The organism is Puniceibacterium confluentis (assembly GCF_007923445.1).
Classification (GTDB): Bacteria; Pseudomonadota; Alphaproteobacteria; order Rhodobacterales; family Rhodobacteraceae; genus Puniceibacterium; species Puniceibacterium confluentis.
Map to the genome: position 1 here is coordinate 91,503 of NZ_VOJI01000004.1, position 18,736 is coordinate 110,238.

At 63.8% G+C, this 18,736-nt stretch carries 16 protein-coding genes; 11 read left to right on the forward strand and 5 right to left on the reverse strand.

Annotation, left to right across the window (positions count from 1 at the left end; all coding sequences use genetic code 11):
- Positions 1–170: 170 nt before the first annotated feature.
- The gene (locus FOY53_RS06180) at positions 171–896 is read left to right on the forward strand and encodes a lysozyme family protein (RefSeq protein WP_246107300.1); all 726 of its coding nucleotides are present in this window, start codon (positions 171–173) and stop codon (positions 894–896) included.
- Between the two features lie 515 nt (positions 897–1,411).
- On the opposite strand, the gene FOY53_RS06185 is transcribed toward FOY53_RS06180, so the two are convergent.
- Genes FOY53_RS06185 through FOY53_RS06195 form a run of 3 tightly spaced genes read right to left on the reverse strand, consistent with a single transcriptional unit; the run spans position 1,412 to position 3,851 of the window.
- Positions 1,412–2,638, reverse strand: coding sequence for a CaiB/BaiF CoA transferase family protein (locus FOY53_RS06185; protein WP_146586824.1), 1,227 nt, complete (start codon positions 2,636–2,638; stop codon positions 1,412–1,414).
- Positions 2,631–3,062 carry a PaaI family thioesterase gene (locus FOY53_RS06190; RefSeq protein ID WP_246107301.1) on the reverse strand — a complete coding sequence of 144 codons (432 nt, stop codon included), beginning with the start codon at positions 3,060–3,062 and terminating at the stop codon, positions 2,631–2,633. The genes FOY53_RS06185 and FOY53_RS06190 overlap by 8 nt, the downstream gene beginning before the upstream one ends.
- 3 nt (positions 3,063–3,065) lie before the next feature.
- Positions 3,066–3,851, reverse strand: a complete 786-nt coding sequence (locus FOY53_RS06195) for an IclR family transcriptional regulator (protein ID WP_146586826.1) — start codon at positions 3,849–3,851, stop codon at positions 3,066–3,068.
- A 147-nt stretch (positions 3,852–3,998) separates the two neighbouring features.
- Between FOY53_RS06195 and FOY53_RS06200 the strand changes: the two genes are divergently transcribed.
- From FOY53_RS06200 to FOY53_RS06245, 10 genes are all read left to right on the forward strand, one after another.
- Positions 3,999–5,558 carry an acetate--CoA ligase gene (locus tag FOY53_RS06200; RefSeq protein ID WP_146586829.1) on the forward strand — a complete coding sequence of 520 codons (1,560 nt, stop codon included), beginning with the start codon at positions 3,999–4,001 and terminating at the stop codon, positions 5,556–5,558.
- A gap of 40 nt (positions 5,559–5,598) precedes the next feature.
- On the forward strand, positions 5,599–6,735 hold the full coding sequence (locus FOY53_RS06205; protein ID WP_146586831.1) for an FAS1-like dehydratase domain-containing protein: 1,137 nt from the start codon (positions 5,599–5,601) through the stop codon (positions 6,733–6,735).
- A gap of 53 nt (positions 6,736–6,788) precedes the next feature.
- On the forward strand, positions 6,789–7,256 hold the full coding sequence (locus FOY53_RS06210; protein WP_246107302.1) for a TRAP transporter small permease: 468 nt from the start codon (positions 6,789–6,791) through the stop codon (positions 7,254–7,256).
- Positions 7,257–7,282: 26 nt separating this feature from the next.
- A complete protein-coding gene (locus tag FOY53_RS06215) occupies positions 7,283–8,287 on the forward strand; it encodes a TRAP transporter substrate-binding protein (RefSeq protein ID WP_246107303.1) in 1,005 nt (334 codons plus the stop codon).
- A 74-nt stretch (positions 8,288–8,361) separates the two neighbouring features.
- Positions 8,362–9,651, forward strand: a complete 1,290-nt coding sequence (locus FOY53_RS06220) for a TRAP transporter large permease (protein ID WP_146586833.1) — start codon at positions 8,362–8,364, stop codon at positions 9,649–9,651.
- A gap of 103 nt (positions 9,652–9,754) precedes the next feature.
- A complete protein-coding gene (locus FOY53_RS06225; RefSeq protein ID WP_146586835.1) occupies positions 9,755–11,362 on the forward strand; it encodes a carboxyl transferase domain-containing protein in 1,608 nt (535 codons plus the stop codon).
- Complete coding sequence (locus FOY53_RS06230; protein WP_146586837.1) at positions 11,362–13,365, forward strand: acetyl/propionyl/methylcrotonyl-CoA carboxylase subunit alpha; 2,004 nt, start codon at positions 11,362–11,364, stop codon at positions 13,363–13,365. Before FOY53_RS06225 ends, FOY53_RS06230 begins: the two co-directional genes overlap by 1 nt.
- A complete protein-coding gene (locus tag FOY53_RS06235) occupies positions 13,362–14,225 on the forward strand; it encodes a hydroxymethylglutaryl-CoA lyase (protein ID WP_146586839.1) in 864 nt (287 codons plus the stop codon). Before FOY53_RS06230 ends, FOY53_RS06235 begins: the two co-directional genes overlap by 4 nt.
- A 13-nt stretch (positions 14,226–14,238) precedes the next feature.
- On the forward strand, positions 14,239–15,021 hold the full coding sequence (locus FOY53_RS06240; protein WP_146586841.1) for a crotonase/enoyl-CoA hydratase family protein: 783 nt from the start codon (positions 14,239–14,241) through the stop codon (positions 15,019–15,021).
- A gap of 457 nt (positions 15,022–15,478) precedes the next feature.
- Positions 15,479–16,783 (forward strand): NAD(P)/FAD-dependent oxidoreductase, encoded by a 1,305-nt coding sequence (locus tag FOY53_RS06245; protein ID WP_146586843.1) that lies wholly within the window; start codon positions 15,479–15,481, stop codon positions 16,781–16,783.
- Positions 16,784–16,844: 61 nt separating this feature from the next.
- Here FOY53_RS06245 and FOY53_RS06250 read toward each other — a convergent pair whose 3' ends face one another.
- Both FOY53_RS06250 and FOY53_RS06255 read right to left on the reverse strand, forming a co-directional pair.
- A complete protein-coding gene (locus tag FOY53_RS06250) occupies positions 16,845–17,741 on the reverse strand; it encodes a substrate-binding domain-containing protein (protein ID WP_146586845.1) in 897 nt (298 codons plus the stop codon).
- Between the two features lie 167 nt (positions 17,742–17,908).
- Positions 17,909–18,727: an ABC transporter substrate-binding protein gene (locus FOY53_RS06255; protein ID WP_146586847.1), complete on the reverse strand. Its 819-nt coding sequence runs from the start codon at positions 18,725–18,727 to the stop codon at positions 17,909–17,911.
- Positions 18,728–18,736: the final 9 nt, after the last annotated feature.

Genomic DNA, 18,736 nt, shown 5'->3' on the forward strand with positions numbered 1-18,736 from the left:
GCTCCGCCCGCATGCGGTTTCAGACGGGGGCGGCAAGAAACGCGTCGCCATTAGGTCCAGAAGGTATGCAAACCGCGCGATGACCTATGCTTTTGGCGCAAATACTGCCTTCCTGCACAAATGATTTCCGATAGGGATTTCGGCAATATCTCTTTATCAAAAATGGATCAATGGAGATGAAGATGTTTGCCAAAGGAGCAATTGCCGCCATTTCGTTATTGACTGTGGTCGGTGCAAAGCAGGTTCACGCCGACAGTTTCATATTCGCGGATTACCGCGCGGCAAAGACCGGAGGTGTCGCGTTCAACCTGTTTCCCGCCGAACCAAAGGATCGCATATATCTGAATTCTGCGATGGTGAAGAAAGCGGCGGCCAAGCGCCAGAGGGAAATTCCCGTCGCCGCCGGGGCCGGATCCGCTGCGGCTGTCAAACATCTGATCGGTTGGGCCGAAGCAGGTCGAAAGGGTTATGATGCAGTGCAGCACGGCGCAAGGAAGCGTCCCGGAAAGCGCCCGACGCAGATGACAATTGGCGAAATTTATCAATGGATTGCAGCCACTCCCGGGCAGCCGCATGCCATCGGTCGCTACCAGTTCATTCCGTCCACTTTGAAAAGCCTGGTGCACGAACTCGGCCTGACGCGCGACACGCGGTTTACCGATGATGTCCAGGACCGTCTGGCGGATATCCTGCTTGAGGACGCAGGATACAGCGCGTTTCTCGTCGGCCAGATCAGCAGGCATCGATTCATGAACAACCTGGCGCGGATCTGGGCGGGATTTCCGACATCCACAGGCCGCTCTTATTACCACGGGTACGCCGGAAACCGGGCCGTGATTACGTGGAATGAATTCGACTCGCACATGAAAAAGATTTTCTCTCGCTCCGGAAGTTGATCTCATTCCGGGTGACCCCGAGAAACAAGCGTGGCGGCTTGTGTCGCCCTTTTGAATTCCGTCTGGGCGGCCGTATATACCAAAGCATAGCGGCGATATCCGATATAGGGACGGGTAATTCCGCAGTTTTCCGCAATACTTGATCCATCGCAACAGGAGGGACATGAAATGTTCGCACAATTCCACCGCCTTCATCGCGCCCAGCGTGACGCCACACCGGTCAATCATGCCAGGATGGTCTGCGTCCGGACCGGGGCCTTCAGCACTGCGCAAGGCAGTCTGGTCTGGGAGCGAAACGGGATTGCCTGTGTCCAGGTCTTTTCACAGCAAGTGGTCGGAGAAAGGATCTGAACGCGGGTTCCGGACCGCAGGAGGATCTGTCGGCGACGGCGGATACCTTTTCCGGTCGCAGCCTTGCCGGTTCGGTGCCGCGCACACCATGCAGGATGTGCCTCGGCCCGAGTGACATCGGAAACAAGTGGTCCGGTCCCTGTCGATCGGGACCGGCGTGAAAGTCACGCGTTGTTCGCGCCCACGACCTTTTTCGCGACCAGCGTGTCGATTTCACTGCGATCCAAGCCAAGCCGCTCCTGGAGGATTTCGCGCGAATTCTCCCCGAGCAGTGCCGGGGCGCCTGATTTATCGGGCCCCTGACCGTCAAAGAGCATGGGGCTGCGCACCAGTCTCAGGTCGCCGACCTCGGGGTGGGTTACGGTTTCGACCAGGTTTCGGGCGGCCACATGTGGCTGTTCCAGCGCTTCCGCTATGCTGAGAATCGGGGCGTTCGGGACATCGAATTCCGTCAGGCGCTCCAGCCAGTAGGCCGTCGTGTTGCCGCCCATGACCGCGCAGACTTCCTGTTCAAGCGCGTCCCGATTGGCCAGCCGGTTTTCGTACAGCGCAAATCTCGGATCCGAGACCAGCGCCTCACACCCCAGGCAACGCGCGAAATTGTGCCAGAAACGCTCGGTCAGGCAGGCAACGATGACATGCCCGTCCGAGGTTGCAAACGCGCCGTAGGGCACGATGCTGGGATGGCGGGTGCCGACTGGCTGCGGGTCCTGGTCCGAGACGAAATAGATCTGCGACAGATATCCCTGCAAGGCGATCAGGCTGTCCAGCATGGCGATTTCAACATGACGGCCGCGTCCGGTCTGGTGACGTTCGTGCAGCGCGGCAAGCACACCGAACACCGAAAAAATGCTTCCCGACAGATCGCCCAGAGGCAGGCTCAGCTTGTTCGGTGCCTGCCCGGGTTCCCGGTTCATGTGCATGACTCCGGACAGGGCCTGGGCGACGATATCGAACGCCGGCTTGTCGCCATGGGGGCTGTTGTTTCCGAAACCGGTGATCGAACAGTAGATCAGACCGGGGTTGAGGTCCCGCAATGTCTCGAATCCCAGGCCGAGACGCTCCATCACGCCGGGGCGGAAGTTTTCGAGAACGATGTCGCACTGTGCGGCCAGATCGCGGGCAATCTGTGCACCCTCCGGTGACTTGAGGTCCAGGCTGAGGCTTTTCTTGCTTCGATTCAGGGCGATGTAATAGTGGCTCATGCCCGCCTGAAACGGGGGGAAGTTGCGGGTTTCGTCCCCGGTGCCAATCGGCTCGACCTTGATGATTTCCGCGCCGAGATCAGCCAGAACCATGCTGGCGTAGGGGCCGGACAGGATGCGCGAGAAATCCAGGACCTTGATGCCCGACAGCGGACCGTTTCGCGGGGATGTCTTTGTTTCAGTCATTTGGCGTTCCTGTTGGCTTCGAGATTTTCATGATGGCAGTGGCACTGGCGATCAGGCGGTCTGCGCAGGTGATTTCGGCATCGACAAACAGCAGGCTGCGGGTCGCCTGACGGACGCGGGCACCGGCCATCAGGAAGTCGCCGGCCCTGGCAGGGCCGAGAAACCGGGTGTCCATCTGGATCGTGACCGTCGGGCGGCGGTCCGCGGCCTGCCACGCGGTCATCGCGATGACCTGATCCAGCAGGCTGGTCAGGACGCCGCCGTGAACCAGCCCGATCAGGTTCTTGTGCGCGTCGCCGGTCTGAAGCGCATAGAGCCGCGGTTCTTCCGGGTTGGTCGAGCGCAACAGCGGGCCGACCAGCGTCATGAACCCGTCAATTTTCAGTTCCCGCCAGTTCGCGGGATTGACTTCGGTTTGTTGCAAGACTCAGCTCCCGATGTCGATTTGCGATGACTGGATCTCGTCGCGGATCGCCATCATCGCCTTGGCCAGTTTCGGTACGTCCTTGCTTTCAAGCCTCTCGGTGATGCCAAGCGCCACCAGCGAGCGCGTCATCTTGCCGTCGCTGCCGAACACCGGGATGGCCACCACGGTCACCCCCGAGATGTAGACACCCGGATCTATGGCGTAACCCCGGTCGCGCGATTGCGCCACCTGAAGCAACCAGTCGTCATAGCTGGGCGGGTGGTCCCATTTCAATTTCTTGAACTCGGTTTTCAGAGTGCTGTCCGACAGCCCGTTGTAGGCTGCAAGCAGACGGCCGGTGGCGCTGATCAACGCTGGAAAGCGGCTGCCCAGATCGACCTGCAACCGGAACGGTATGCTGGATTGCGCCAGGGCCACGACCACCATCTGGCGCGGTTCGGCCAACTGCGTCGCAATGCTGGTCACATCGAATTTGTTCGACAGGGCCGACAGGTGCGGCTGCACGACCGACGAGAAGGTGTTGCGCTGAAGCGCCGAGCGGGCCAGCGGCAGGATCCCGATTCCGATCGAATACTGTTTGGTGTTCGAATCAAAGTCCACCAGCCCCTCGTCCTGCAGGACGCGCAGGATGTGCAGGCAGGTGCTGGGCACCAGTCCCAGACCGCGCGCCAGCGGATTCACCCCGATGGGATCAGGTGAACGCGCCAGAAACCTAAGGATTGCAAGGGCCCGGGTCACCGCGGGCACCTGGCGTTTCGTGGTGGTCTTGTCGTCTCCGTCGCTCATCTCCGGCCTCCGTTCGCTGCGTTATCGTTGTACATATACAATGATGTAAGCGTATTGACAATACTTGTCGCACATCTCTACCCTTGTCAACGAAGCCGGTGGTCACCTCGGATGGCCCGTTGGACAGATTTGGGAGACAGCGCTGAAATGACACGTCTGACGCAGTTCACGTCTTATGCAGACGCACAAAGGCACTATTCGAAAGACGCGCTCTGGGAGCTGTTCGACGGAACCCGCGAGCGTTTCAACATCGCTCATGAGTGTATCGACCGGCATGTCGACGGTGACGCCGTGGCCCTGCGGGTGGCCCATGCCGACGGATCGGACGAGGTCGTCAGCTTTGCCGAGATTTCCCGCCGTTCGTCGCAGATCGCACACTATCTCAAGGGCAGGAGGGTCGGCAAAGGCGACCGGGTGGCGATCATGATCGAGCCGTCCCTGGCCTTTTATTGCGCCATATTCGGCGTGATCAAGGCCGGCGCGGTGGCGGTGCCGATGTTCTCGCTATTCGGGCCGGACGGCATCAGGCTGCGGGTCGGTGACTGTGCGCCGGAGGTGTTCTTTACCAATGCCGAAAAGGCGCCTGATGCGTCGGAAGGCGGAGCGCGGAACGTCACCGTCGTCGACCAGGCGTTTCTCGACAGTCTCGCGCACCACCCGGCCACGTTCGAATGGGACACGTCGGGCCGCGATCTTGCGGTGCTGCAATACACCTCGGGCACGACCCGTGCCCTGCCTGCCGCGGTAAAGCACAGCCACCAGTCGATCGTGACGCTGATGGTCGCCGCGCTTTATGCCACGGGCATTCGTCCCGGTGACCGGTTCTTTTGCCCGTCGTCGCCGGCATGGGGGCACGGTCTGTGGCACGGCACGCTGGCGCCGCTGGCAATGGGGGTCTCGACCGGAACATTCAGCGGGCGGTTCGATCCGGTACGGCTGCTGCGCGCGTTGCAGGATTTCAAGATCACCAACCTGACCGCCGCCGCGACCCATTACCGGATGATGCGCAACACCGGAGAGGCCGAGAATTTCAATTTTGTCTTCGACAAGCTGAGCTTTACCGGAGAGCCGATCGACAGTGAAACCGCCGCCTACGTCGAACGTGTCTTCGGCTCCAAGGTGCGGTCGATGTACGGCACGACCGAGATCGGTGTGATCATTTCAAACTATCCCGGCGCCGATGACCTCGAAGTGCGGGACGGCGCCATGGGCAAGGCGGTGCCGGGGGTCGAGGTCGAGGTGCAGCGCCCCGACGGCAGCCCGGCCGACCCCGAGGAAACCGGCGAGCTGATGGTCAGGAAACACGGCGCGTGGTTCCCGACCAAGGATCTGGGCCGGGTCGATGCCGATGGTTATTTCTACCACGGGGGGCGGGCCGACGACGTGATCATCTCGGCCGGCTGGACCATCGGCGCGGTCGAGGTCGAAGACGCGGTCCTGAGCCACCCGGCTGTGGCGGAATGCGCCGTCATCGGTGCGCCGGACGCCGTGCGCGGTCTGGTGGTCAAGGCCTTCATCATCCTCAAGTCCGCCGAGACCGACGGCCTGGTCAAAAGCATCCAGGACCATGTGCGCGCCAGGCTCGCCCGGCATGAATACCCCCGCCAGATCGAATTTGTCACCGAGCTGCCAAAGACACCGGCCGGCAAGGTGAACCGCAAGGTCCTGCGCGATCAGCAGGCCAAGAAACTGAACGCCGCGGAGTGATCCGCCCCGCCTATCTCTATCTGCATTCAAGGAGACCAAGATGAACGACATGACCCGGAAATTTCCCAAGATCACCGAGGACGGCCTTGCCGATCTGCGCCAGCGTATCGGCGTGAGGATCGAAAAGACGGTCGAACCCTGGTGCTATGAGGCGACCCGCGACAACATCCGTCATTACGCCCACGGCATCGGCGACGACAACCCGCTGTGGTGCGACCCGGAATATGCCAAGACCACCAAATACGGCGATGTCCTGGCGCTGCCCAGCTTCCTGTTCTCCACCAGCCGGATCATCTCGGGCTATGTGGGCGGCCTGCCGGGCGTCCATGCCATGTGGTCGGGCGCGAACTGGACCTGGCACAAGCCGATCCTGCGCAACACCGAATTCCGCACCGAGGCCTACCTCAAGGATCTGGTCGAACATGATACGCGGTTCGCCGGCAAGGCGATCCAGCAGATCTATCATGTGGATTTTTACGACGCCAAGACTGGCGAGATGCTGGCCGAGGCCGACAGCTGGTGTTTCCGCACCGATCGCGATCAGGCGCGGGAAAATGGCACCAAATACACCGAAGCCAAGGAAAAGGGCCGCCACGTCTATACCCAGGAAGAGCTGGACAAGTTCTACAAGTATTACGAACAGGAAACTGTCCGCGGCGCCGAGACCCGGTATTGGGACGACGTGACCGTCGGTGAAGAACTGCCGACGATGGTCAAGGGGCCGATGACCGCCACCGGATTCATCTGTTACGCGCAGGGCTGGGGCGGGCTGTACATCCGTGCCAACAAGCTGGCCTGGCAGTTGCAGCAGAAACACCCGAGCGCCGGCATCAAGAACAAGTTCGGAATTCCCGATTGTCCCGAGCGGGTGCACTGGGAAGAAGAATTTGCGCTGGAGGTCGGTGCTCCCGGCGCCTATGACTACGGCCCCGAGCGGACTTCGTGGCTGACCCAGCAGATCACCAGCTGGATGGGCGACGACGGTTTCCTTGCGCAGGCCAAATGCCAGGTCCGTCGGCACAATCCCGAAGGCGACTTTATCCTGATCAACGGCACCGTGACCCGCAAATACGAGGAAAACGGCCGCTACCTGCTGGAAATCCAGCAACGGGCCGAACAGCAGGATGGCGAGATGTCCGCCGTCGGGTCCGCAATTGTCGAGCTTCCCAAGCGCTGAGGAAGTTTCGCGTCAACCGCTGGGAGGCGACGTTGCACGTTCTGGGAAAACTTTTGTCAAAACTAGAGGATACCCTCCATCTCGGAGGGTGCCTCGCCCTTGTCGCGGTCGCGGCGCTGATCAACGCGGACATCCTGCTGCGGCTTTTCTTCAATGAACCGGTGCAGATCCAGTTCGAACTGACAGAGCTTTACCTGATGCCCGCGCTTGCGACGCTGTCGCTGTCCCGGGTGTTCCGGGACGGCGGACATCTCGCGCTCGACTTCGGGCCAGAGTCCCTGCCGGGGCTTTTGGGCAGGGGGATCGCGCTGGCGCGATTGCTGGTGCCTGCGGCGTTCTTTGCCGCCGTCACTTACATGTCCGGCAAATTTGCCTTCAAGGCCTTTGCCCGCAACGACGTCGAATATGGCGTCCTCGACTGGCCGCTGGGCTGGGCCTATGCCGTCATTCCGCTGGGATGTGGCGTGCTGGTCCTGCGGCTGATCCACGACGCCCTGGTACCGGGCGAACACAAGTCCTGACACAAGATCTCTGGGAGGAGAACACAATGAAACCGATGAACACACTGATGGCCGCAGTTGTCGGCGCGCTGGCGATGAACGCCGGATCCGCCACAGCGGAAACAACCCTGCGTCTGGGGGATTTCCAGTCCACCAGCCATATCGTGTCCCTCGAAGGGACAACAAAGTGGATGGCGGCTGTTGAGGAGGCGACGGGCGGCGAGATCAAGTTCGAACATTTCCCGTCGCAGCAGGCGGCGAAATCCGAGGCACAGCTGGATGCCGTCAACAACGGCATTCTGGACGCCGCCTTGTTGGGCGCGCTCTATCATGCAGAGTCGCTGCCGCTGAATTCGGTGGTCGGCCTGCCGGGATACTACGGGTCCGCGGTTCAGGGCACCCAGGCGCTACAGACCATGCTGCAGGAAGGTCCGATGCGCGAAGAATTTCTCGCGGCCGGCGTGACGCCGATCTTCGGCTTCGTGCTGCCGCCCTACCAGGTCCTGGCCAAGAAACATCTGGGTGCGCCGACCGACTGGAATGCGCTGGATGTGCGCACGTCGGGGTCGACTCAGGCCATGACCGCGCGGGCGCTGGGCGCAGTCGGCATCTCGATCCCCGGTCCCGAGGTCTACACGGCGGTCGAACGCGGTCGGCTGGACGCGGTGCTGTTCCCGCTGGCCTCGGTCCCGGGCTACAAGCTCAACGAAGTGGTCAGCCATATTTCCACCAACGGCTCCTTTGGCGGATACAGCTTTGTCATGGTGCTGGGGACCTCTGTCTTTGAGGGCCTGTCGGACGAGGTAAAGGCGGAAATGATGCGCCTTGGCAGTGAAGCCGCAACCCACGTCGCGCAGGCACAGGATTCATCGGTCAGCGAACTCATCGGCCAGTGGAAGGGCGAGGGGATCGACACATACACATTCTCTGATACCGAACTGGGCGCGGTGAGCGATGCATTGATGATGGTCAGCGCGGACTGGGTCGAGCGGATCAAGAACGATCAGGCGGCGATGATCCTCGACACCTATCGCTCGCTGACCAGCGAATAAGCCGCAACCGTGCAAGCAATCACTCGGGCGGTCGCCGACGCGGCCGCCCCAACAAAGGAGTGCGAGTCCCGTCGATGCTGACATTCATTGCCATACTCTTCCTGCTCGCCGTGCTCATGGTCTTCCGGATGCCGATTGCCTTTGCCATGGGGCTGGTGGGCTTCTTCGGCCTGGCCGCACAGCTTGGGCTGCGCCCGGCACTCGCGGTGCTGGAACGGACCTTTTACGACACGTCGTCGTCCTTCATCCTGGTGGCAATTCCGCTGTTCATTCTCATGGCCGAACTTCTGACGGCCGGTGACGTGACACGCCGGGCAATCATCGCCTGCCAGTCGTGGATCGGCCACGTCAAGGGCGGGCTGGCGATGGCAACGGTCGGTGCCTCGGTTCTGCTGGCGGCGCTTGTCGGCAGCTCGACCGCTTCGACTGCGGCGATGTCGGCCTCGGCCTTTCCCGAGATGCGCCGCCACAACTATTCGGACCGGCTGGCCGCAGCGGTGGTCAGTGTCGGCGGCACACTCGCCGTGGTCGTGCCCCCCTCGATCGTGCTGGTGGTCTACGGCGTGCTGACCGAAACCTCGATCGGCAAACTGTTCATTGCGGGCATCGTTCCCGGCCTGCTGACCGCCGCCGGACTGGCGGTGGTGATCAAGGTGATTGCCCACACCACCGACCAGGCCCCCAGGGGCGCGCGCTTCGAGGCCAAGAAGGCCCTGCTGGACAGCCGTCACGTCATTCCCATGGCGATGCTCATGGTGGCGGTGATCGGGGCGATTTACGCCGGCATCGCCTCTCCCTCCGAGGCGGCGGCGCTTGGGGTCATGGGGTCTCTGATCATCGTGCTGTTCCAGCGCAGTCTGAGCTTTGCCGCCTTCAACCAGTCAGTCAGCGGCGCGATCCGGGCAACGGTGATGATCGTCACGATCGTGGCCTGCTCGGCGATCTTTGCCAACTATCTCGCGTTCACCCGCATCACCCAGAACATGCTGGAATTCGTTGCCACAACCGATCTGCCTCCCGCGGCGATCATGGGCATCATCATCCTCGCCCTGCTGGTGATGGGCATGTTCATGGACCAGCTGGCGATCCTGTCGCTGGCGATGCCACTGGCGTTCCCGATCGCCATGGCGCTCGAGTACAATCCTGTCTGGTTCGGCATCGTGGTCACAAAGACCGTCGAGATCGGACTGCTGACACCACCTCTGGGCTTGAACGCCTATGTGGCAGCGGCGCAGACCGGCGTTCCGCTCCGGACGATCTTTCGCGGCATATTGCCGTTCCTCGGTATGGAACTCATCGTCCTGCTGCTATTAATCTGTTTTCCGCAGGTCACACTGTTCCTGCCGGACTTCATGACCCGCTGACGCAGGCTTCAATCAGACAATCGCTGCGTTCACCCGATACCCGCACGTTCCAGGCGTGATACGATTCGGCTGCACGGCACCAGAACAAGGAGATTTGACAGTAATGGCGGTATTGGAAAGCAGCGTCGTTCCGGGATCGGAGGCGTTCGCCAAGAATGTTTCTGCGATGGAACGGCAGTATGACGCCATCGCGGCCGAGGCGGCGCGGATCCTGCAGGGCGGATCAGAGGCGTCGCGGGCGCGGCATGCCGCACGGGGCAAGCTGTTGCCGCGCGACCGGATCGCCGGGCTGCTGGACCCCGGATCGGCCTTTCTCGAGGTCGGACTGTTTGCCGCGTCCGGCATGTACGACAACGAGATCCCGTCGGCGGGGGCCATTGCCGGGATCGGCCGGGTCGCGGGCCGCGACTGCATGATCCTGTGCAACGATGCGACCGTAAAGGGTGGCACCTATTTCCCGATGACGGTGAAAAAGCATCTGCGCGCGCAGGAAATTGCCGAGGAAAACCATCTGCCCTGCATCTATCTGGTCGATTCCGGCGGGGCCAACCTCAACAATCAGGACGAGGTGTTTCCCGACCGTGACCACTTTGGCCGGATCTTCTTCAATCAGGCGCGGATGAGCGCCAAGGGGATTGCCCAGATCGCGGTTGTCATGGGGTCCTGCACCGCCGGCGGCGCCTATGTCCCGGCGATGAGCGATCAGACAATCATCGTGCGCGAGCAGGGCACGATCTTTCTTGCCGGTCCGCCGCTGGTCAAGGTGGCCACAGGCGAAGTCATCGATGCCGAGACCCTGGGCGGCGGCGATACCCACACGCGGCTGTCCGGGGTGGCGGATTATCTGGCGGACGACGACCGGCACGCGCTGGCGCTGGCGCGCGAAATCGTCAGCCACCTTGGCCCACGGCCCAGGCCCTCGGTGGACATTGTGGCGGCCAGGGCGCCGCTGTTTCCCGCCGACGACGTGATGGGCATCGTCCCGGACAACGACCGCACGCCCTACGATGTCCGCGAGATCATTGCGCGGCTGGTGGACGGCTCGGACTTCGCCGAGTTCAAGCCGCGCTACGGCACCACTCTGGTGACGGGGTTTGCCCATATCGACGGCATTCCCGTCGGCATCCTTGCCAACAATGGCGTGCTGTTCTCGGAAAGCTCGGTCAAGGGCGCGCATTTCATCGAACTGTGCTGTCAGCGCAAGATCCCGCTGCTGTTCCTGCAGAACATCACCGGCTTCATGGTCGGTTCGAAATACGAGGCCGGCGGCATCGCCAAGGACGGCGCCAAGCTGGTCACCGCAGTGTCCACGGCCGCGGTGCCCAAGGTCACGGTGGTGATCGGCGGGTCCTATGGTGCGGGCAACTACGGCATGTGTGGCCGCGCGTTTGGCCCGCGCTTTGTCTGGATGTGGCCGAACGCGCGCATCTCGGTCATGGGCGGAGCGCAGGCCGCCGGGGTTCTGGCGGATGTGCGCCGTGCCGGCATCGAGGCGAAGGGCGGCAGCTGGTCGGCCGAAGAAGAGGCGGCCTTCAAGCAGCCGACGCTGGATCTGTTCGAGCGGCAAAGCCAGCCGCTGTATGCCTCGGCGCGGTTGTGGGATGACGGCATCATCGACCCGCGCAAGACCCGCGACGTGGTCGCGCTTTCGTTTCGGGCCGCGCTGAATGCGCCGGTCGAAGACACCAAATTCGGCCTGTTCAGGATGTGATGATGAAACCGTTCAACAAAATACTGATCGCCAACCGCGGCGAAATCGCCTGCCGTATCATCCGCACCGCCCGGGCCCTCGGGGTCGGGACCGTGGCCGTCTATTCCGATGCCGATGCGCAGGCCCAGCATGTGGCGCTGGCTGACGCGGCGGTGCACATCGGCCCACCCGCGGTGTCCCAAAGCTATCTGCGGGGGGATGTGATCATTCAGGCCGCGCTGGACAGCGGGGCGCAGGCGATCCATCCCGGCTATGGTTTCCTGTCCGAAAACCCGGACTTCGTCGACGCTGTGGAGCAGGCCGGTCTGGTGTTCATCGGCCCCTCGGCCAGCGCGATCCGGGCCATGGGGCTCAAGGATGCGGCGAAAAAGCTGATGCAACAGGCCGGTGTGCCGGTCGTGCCCGGCTATCATGGTGAAAATCAGGACCCTGCATTCCTGTCCGCACAGGCGGATGACATCGGCTATCCGGTGCTGATCAAGGCGCGGGCGGGCGGCGGCGGCAAAGGCATGCGGCGCGTCGATGACCCGTCTGACTTTGCCGCCGCGCTCGCCTCGGCGCAGCGCGAAGGTGTGTCGGCCTTTGGCGACGGCCATGTGCTGATCGAAAAATACGTGTCCGCGCCGCGCCATATCGAAGTGCAGGTGTTCGGCGACAGTCACGGCAACGTGGTGCATCTGTTCGAACGCGACTGCTCGCTTCAGCGCCGCCACCAGAAAGTGATCGAGGAAGCGCCGGCGCCCGGCATGACCGGTGACGTGCGTGCGGCGATGACCGAGGCCGCGGTGACAGCCGCAAAGGCCATCGGCTATTCCGGTGCCGGCACCATCGAGTTCATAGCCGACGGGTCCGGCCCGCTGCGTCCCGACGGGTTCTGGTTCATGGAGATGAACACCCGCCTGCAGGTCGAACACCCGGTGACCGAAGCGATCACCGGCGTCGATCTGGTTGCCTGGCAACTGCTGGTCGCTGCCGGTGCGCCGCTGCCCTGCACGCAGGACCAGCTGACGATCAGTGGCCACGCCTTCGAGGCACGGCTTTACGCCGAAGACCCCGGCAACAATTTCCTGCCCGCCACCGGCACCCTGCATCATCTGTCGTTCCATGACGGCGCGCGCAATGACACCGGCGTGCGCAGCGGTGACGAGATCAGCCCCTGGTACGACCCGATGATCGCCAAGATCATCACCCATGGTGCCACCCGGGCCGAGGCGCTTGACCGTCTGCGCACCGCGCTGGCGCAGACCCATGTGGCGGGGACGGTCACCAATGCCGGGTTTCTGGCGGCGCTGGCGGCGCACCAGGGATTCAACGCCGGGCACTTCGACACCGGCCTGATCGCCCGCGACCTTGACACGCTCTGTGCCGCAGTGCCGCTCAGCGAAACCCATCTTGCCTTTGCCGCGTATTCGGCGCTGGACCTCGCGCCGGGGGCATCCGGTGGCGGAACGCCGCCGGGCTGGCGGCTCTGGGGCACGGCACAGACCGAGGTTCTCATGCTGCACGGCACCGAGACACTGGCGCGGACCCTCAGTTTCGAAAGCGGTGACAGCGTCACCCTCAGCGGTGGCCCGGAACCGGTCACCCTGTCCGAGATCCGCCGCGACGGCGCGGCGCTCTCTGCCCGCGTCGGCGCACAGCGCATCCGCTGCGGCGCACGGGTCGCGCGTGCGGATCTGGGCGCCGGGGCGCTGGTCTCGGTGCTCTCAGAGGGGCGGACCACGGATCTGATCGTACCGGACGCCCGTTCGGGGCAGGCAGCGCGCGCCGATACCGGCAATGCGGTCCTGGCGCCGATGACCGGTGTCGTGATCCAGTTGTCGGCAGCGATCGGCGACCGGGTGACCCAGGGCCAGGTCCTGGGGGTGATGGAGGCCATGAAGATGGAAACAACCCTTGTCGCGCCGCGCGACGGCATCATTGCCGCAGTGGCCTGCGCAGTCGGCGCCCCGGTCGAGGGCGGTCTTGCACTGATCACCTTTGAAGACGAGGCGGCGGAATGAGCGATGCGGTGCGCGTCTACGAGGTGGGTCCGCGGGACGGACTGCAGAACGAGACGCAGATCATCCCGACCGCCCGCAAGATCGAACTGATCGACCTCTTGTCCCGCGCCGGGTTCCGCAAGATCGAGGCAACCAGTTTTGTTTCCCCCAGATGGGTGCCGCAGCTGGCCGATGCCGCCGAGGTCATGGCGGGAATCCAGCGCCACGATGCGGTGGATTACGCCGTGCTTACACCCAATCTCAAGGGGGCCGAACTAGCCATCGCAGCCGGGGCCGACGAACTGGCAATCTTCGCCTCGGCCTCGGAGGGGTTCAGTCAAAAGAACATCAATTGCTCGATCGCGGAAAGCCTCAGCCGTTTCGAACCGGTGATGGGCGTCGCTGAAAAGGCCTTTGTTCCGGTGCGCGGCTACGTCTCATGCGTCGCTGTCTGCCCCTATGACGGCGCGGTGGACCCGCGGGCGGTGCGCGACGTGGCCCGTCGGTTGTTCGACATGGGATGTTACGAAATTGCGCTGGGCGACACCATCGGGGCCGGCACGCCGGAAAGCATCCGGCGGATGATCGAAGAGGTGCTGACAGAGATCCCGGCAGAGCGGCTGGCCGGGCATTTCCACGACACCGGTGACACCGCGATCGACAATGTCCGCGTCGCGCTGGATCTGGGGCTGCGCACCTTTGACAGCGCGGTTGGCGGGCTCGGCGGCTGCCCCTACGCCCCGGGAGCCAAGGGCAACCTGTCGACTGCGGTTCTGGTCGAAATGTTGCAGGCCGAAGGGTTCGACACCGGCATCGACCTGCAAGCCCTGGCCCTGGCCGAGGCCTGTATCGCCGCGATGAAATCCGTCCCCCCAACTTGACAGGAAAACCGTCATGACATTCCAGACCCTCAGCGTCGCGACCGATGCCCGCGGGATCGCGCAGGTCACGCTGCAGCGCCCGGACAAGCACAATGCGATGAACGCGCAGATGATCGCCGAACTGACCGAGGTTGCCCGTGAACTGGGCGCGGACGACGCGGTGCGCGCCGTGGTCCTGTCGGGGGCAGGCCGGACCTTCTGCGCGGGTGGCGATCTGGCCTGGATGCGCGATCAGGCCGCACAGGACCGTCCCGGAAAGGTGGCCGGCGCCCGCGCGCTGGCGGACATGCTGGGGTTGTGGAACGCGCTGCCCAAGCCGCTGATCGGCCGGGTGCACGGTGCAGCCTATGGCGGCGGTCTCGGGCTGGTCGCGGTGTGTGATATCGTATTGGCAGAAAGCAGCACGCGCTTTGCGCTGACCGAAACCCGCCTGGGGCTGATCCCGGCCACCATTGGTCCTTTCGTCGTCGCCCGCCTGGGCGCGGCCTTTGCCCGGCAGGTGTTCTTTAACGCCAGACCCTTTGACGTTGCATTTCTGATCCGGGCCGGACTTGTCGCCCACGCCTGTCCGGCGGCGGATCTGGACGCCGCTGTCGAAGCCGAGGTGACCGGCATTCTCGACTGTGCGCCCGGCGCTGTCGCCGCCGCCAAGGCGCTGTGCCGGAGCCTTTCCGGCCACGATCCGGCACAGGCCGCCGAAATGACCGCAAACGCGCTGGCCGACCGTTGGGAAACCGCAGAAACCCAGAACGGCATCGCGGCCTTCTTTGCAAAGGTGCCGCCTCCCTGGCAGTAGGAAGATCCACACGGCGCCAAAGTCCCGCCAGCCGGTAAGGTGCGTGCGGGACGTTTAGTCGCGCCTGTTGTGCGCGGCCGACCCGGCTTCGATGTCTTCCGGGCGGGGTCGGATAACATGATCGGCGATGCAAAGGGCAGGCTGCGTCCCGGGCCTGCCGGAGTGACAGGCACCCACTGCCTTGACCGCAAACGGTTTCCCGGCCTGTATCTGCAGGCGGATCACCCTCTGGCACGGCACGACAGGCAGGAAATTTCCGTCACAGAAGGTCTGTTTCGCGGGCCTGTTGCCGCCATGACTCCGGCCGGGAGACCGTCGCAGAGGGGCATCACGAAGGCGCGAAATCGCCACCGCAGGCAGGCGCGCACTGGAAACCCTGGAATTCAGGCGTATAGAGCAGGCTTACCGCTTCTTCAGACAGGCCCGCACACGGCCGCCGCCAGAGTACCCGGACGTCATGAACAACGACCCTCATAGTCACGGAGTCTGGGAAAAGACCGCTCCGGATGCGCCAGTTACAGAGGTGTTGGATCAGGACGTCACGGCTGATGTGGCCATTGTCGGCGGCGGCTATACCGGCTTGTCGGCGGCCCTGCATCTGGCGCGTGCGGGGCAGAGCGTGGTTCTGGCAGAGGCCGTCGAGGCCGGGTTCGGCGGCTCGGGCCGCAATGTCGGTCTGGTCAATGCCGGCATGTGGGTGATGCCGGACAAGATCATCGGCACCCTGGGGTCCGGGATGGGCACGGCGCTGCTGGAGCTGCTAGGGCAGGGGCCGCAGGAGGTGTTCGATCTGATCCGCGCCGAAGCCATCGACTGCCAGGCGGTGCGCACCGGAACCCTGCACTGTGCGGTGGGGGCGTCCGGCCTGCGCAACCTTGCGGAAAGAGCGGCGCAATGGCGTCGGCGCGGCGTCGATCTTGAGCTGTTGGGGGCCGAGAATGCCGCCGCGGCCATCGGCAGTTGCGCCTACAGCGGTGCGCTGCTGGATCATCGGGCCGGGACAATCCAGCCGCTGGCCTATGCGCGCGGACTGGCGCGCGTGGCGCAGGCAGCCGGGGCGCGGATCTTCACCGGTTCGCCGGTGCTCGCGGTCGAGACCCGCAACGGTGCGCCCCTGTTGCGGACCAGCCGCGGCAGCATCACCGCCGGGAAGGTGATCATGGCAACCGATGCCTACACCCGGCATGTCTATCCGGAAGTGCGCGAAACCCAGGTCATGTTGCCGTATTTCAACTTTGCCACCCGGCCCCTGTCGGACAACCTGCGCCAGTCGATCCTGCCTTACCGCCAGGGGGCCTGGGACACGCGCGAGGTTCTGAGCTCTTTCCGTCTGGATGCCGCCGGAAGGCTGATATTCGGTTCGGTCGGCAGCCTGACGGGCCGCGGACTGGCCGTGCACCGCAACTGGGCCCACCGCGCCATCGCGCGGATCTTTCCGCAACTGGGCGACGTGACGTTCGAGTCCGGCTGGTGCGGACAGATCGGCATGACCCGGAGCAATCTGCCAAGGCTGAGCTGCCTGGGGCCGGATATTCTGGCAATCAGCGGATACAATGGTCGCGGAATTGCGCCCGGTACGGTGTTTGGCCGTCTGCTGGCCGAGCATCTGTCAGGACACCGCAGCCTGGCCGACATCCCGCTGCCGTCGCAGCAACTGGCGGCGCCGGTATTCGGACGGTTGCGCGAGCCGCTCATCGCCCTGGGGGCGCAGCTGGTGCATCTGGTTGAAAACCGGCTGCCGCGCAGCGGGCGACACGGCTAGGCACGACAACGCCGGTTGTTGTGAACCCCGCGGCGCCGTTTGCGTGTCGCGCCGAAGCGCTTCAGGGATTCCAGCGCACCGCCCCGATACCGTCAATGTCATAGCCGCCCAAACCGGCAGCATGGCGGGCAAAACTGTCGCCCTGCACAAAGCGCACGAACTGCTGCAACGGCGGGTCGAACCAGGCACGACGGTCGATCAGCAGATCAAAGCGTTCTTCTATCACGGGCACGAACCGCAGACCGTAGGGACGGGCCAGCGCTTCGAGGCCAAAGGCGACATCGGCGTTTCCGCTTTGGACGGCCATCACCGCATCCGCCTCGCTGCGGGCCGGGTCACAATAGTGCAAGGCATCCTGCGCAAGGCCGGCCGCGGCGCGCAGGTGTTCAAAAAGACCGTGCGTGCCGGATTCCGGCTGGCGGGGCGCCAGTCGCAGACCGGCCAGATCCGCGATTTCCCTGATCGCATCCGGGGCGTCCGCCGACAGAATCAGCCCACGTCGGCGCCGCGCAAAGCCGAGCAGCGCCACGTTGCGCGCCGCAAAGCGACCCTGCACCGCCGACAGGTTCCAATGGTCCATGGCGGCGTCAAAGATGTGCAGGCCGCTGGCCAGTCCCTCGCCCGCCTCGAACCGGTCCAGCCCGTCCAGCGAGCCGTCGAAATAGGTGGCGATGCCGCACCGCGACTGGCGCAGGGCCCAGTCCAGCAGCGGGTCGTGCGAGCCCAGGAAAACCTGCGGCGGGCGCGCCCCGTCCGTGACGGACGCAATGGCGCTGCCTCTGGCGATCCAGGCGCGGACATCCGCCTCGGGAAACAACAGCTTGCCGGTGACCTTGGAGCAGGGCACGGTGCCGCTGGCGGCAAGGTCATAGACCTTGCGTTCCTTGATGCGCAGCAGTTCGGCCAACTCGCGCACGGTCAGGAATTCGGGGCGGGTCTGGTCAGCGGTGTCGGTCATGATCGCTGCAGACTATGCGCCGTGCCGTCGCTGGACAAGGCCTGACCGGTGCGGCGGCCTCTCCGCCGCCAGCGGCAGAGGGTCAATTCGCACACCCCGGCCAGCGCGGATAAATCATCGCGCGGTGACGGCAATCCGTGCGCAATTCGGCGTCTCCTGCCATGGGCCTACGGCCGGGCGTTTGGAAAAAACAGTTGCTGACCGTTCAGGCGGTAGGCCGCAATCGCGGTCTGGCCGGCAGGGGACAGCAGCCAGTCGATGAATTCCTGCCCGTCCCGGGCATTGACCGTCGGACATCTTTCGGGGTTCACCAGGATCACCCCATACTGGTTGAACAGGTCCTGATCGCCTTCGACGACAATGTCGAAATCGCTCTTGTTTTCAAAACTGATCCAGGTCGCGCGGTCCGTCAGGGCGTAGGCGTTCATACCCACCGCCGCGTTCAGGGTAGCGCCCATGCCAGAGCCTGTTTCGCGATACCACTGGCCGGATGCCGCCGCCGCGTCGACACCTGCGCCCTGCCACAGCGACATCTCCTTCTTGTGGGTGCCCGAGTCATCCCCCCGCGACGCGAACAGCGCGCCGCTGGTGGCGATTTTTGCCAGCGCCGCCGCGGCATCGTTCATGCCGCCAACACCGGCGGGGTCATCCGCTGGTCCCACGACGATAAAGTCGTTGTACATCAGATCCGACCGCTTGACCCCAAAGCCCTCTGCCACAAAGGCCTCTTCCGCCGACTTGGCATGCACCAGCAGCACGTCGCCATCACAGTTCTCGGCGTTGCGGATCGCCTGACCCGTGCCCACGGCCACCACGTTGGCGGTGATCCCGGTTGCTTCGTTGAACTGCGGCAGCAGCGTGTCGTAAAGCCCCGAGTTCGCTGTCGATGTGGTCGACTGCACCAGGATCGTCCGGTCCTGGGCCAGCGCGGGTCCGGCGCCTAGGCTCAGCAGGGCGAATGTGGAAACAAACGTGCGAACGCCCATCGGGGTCTC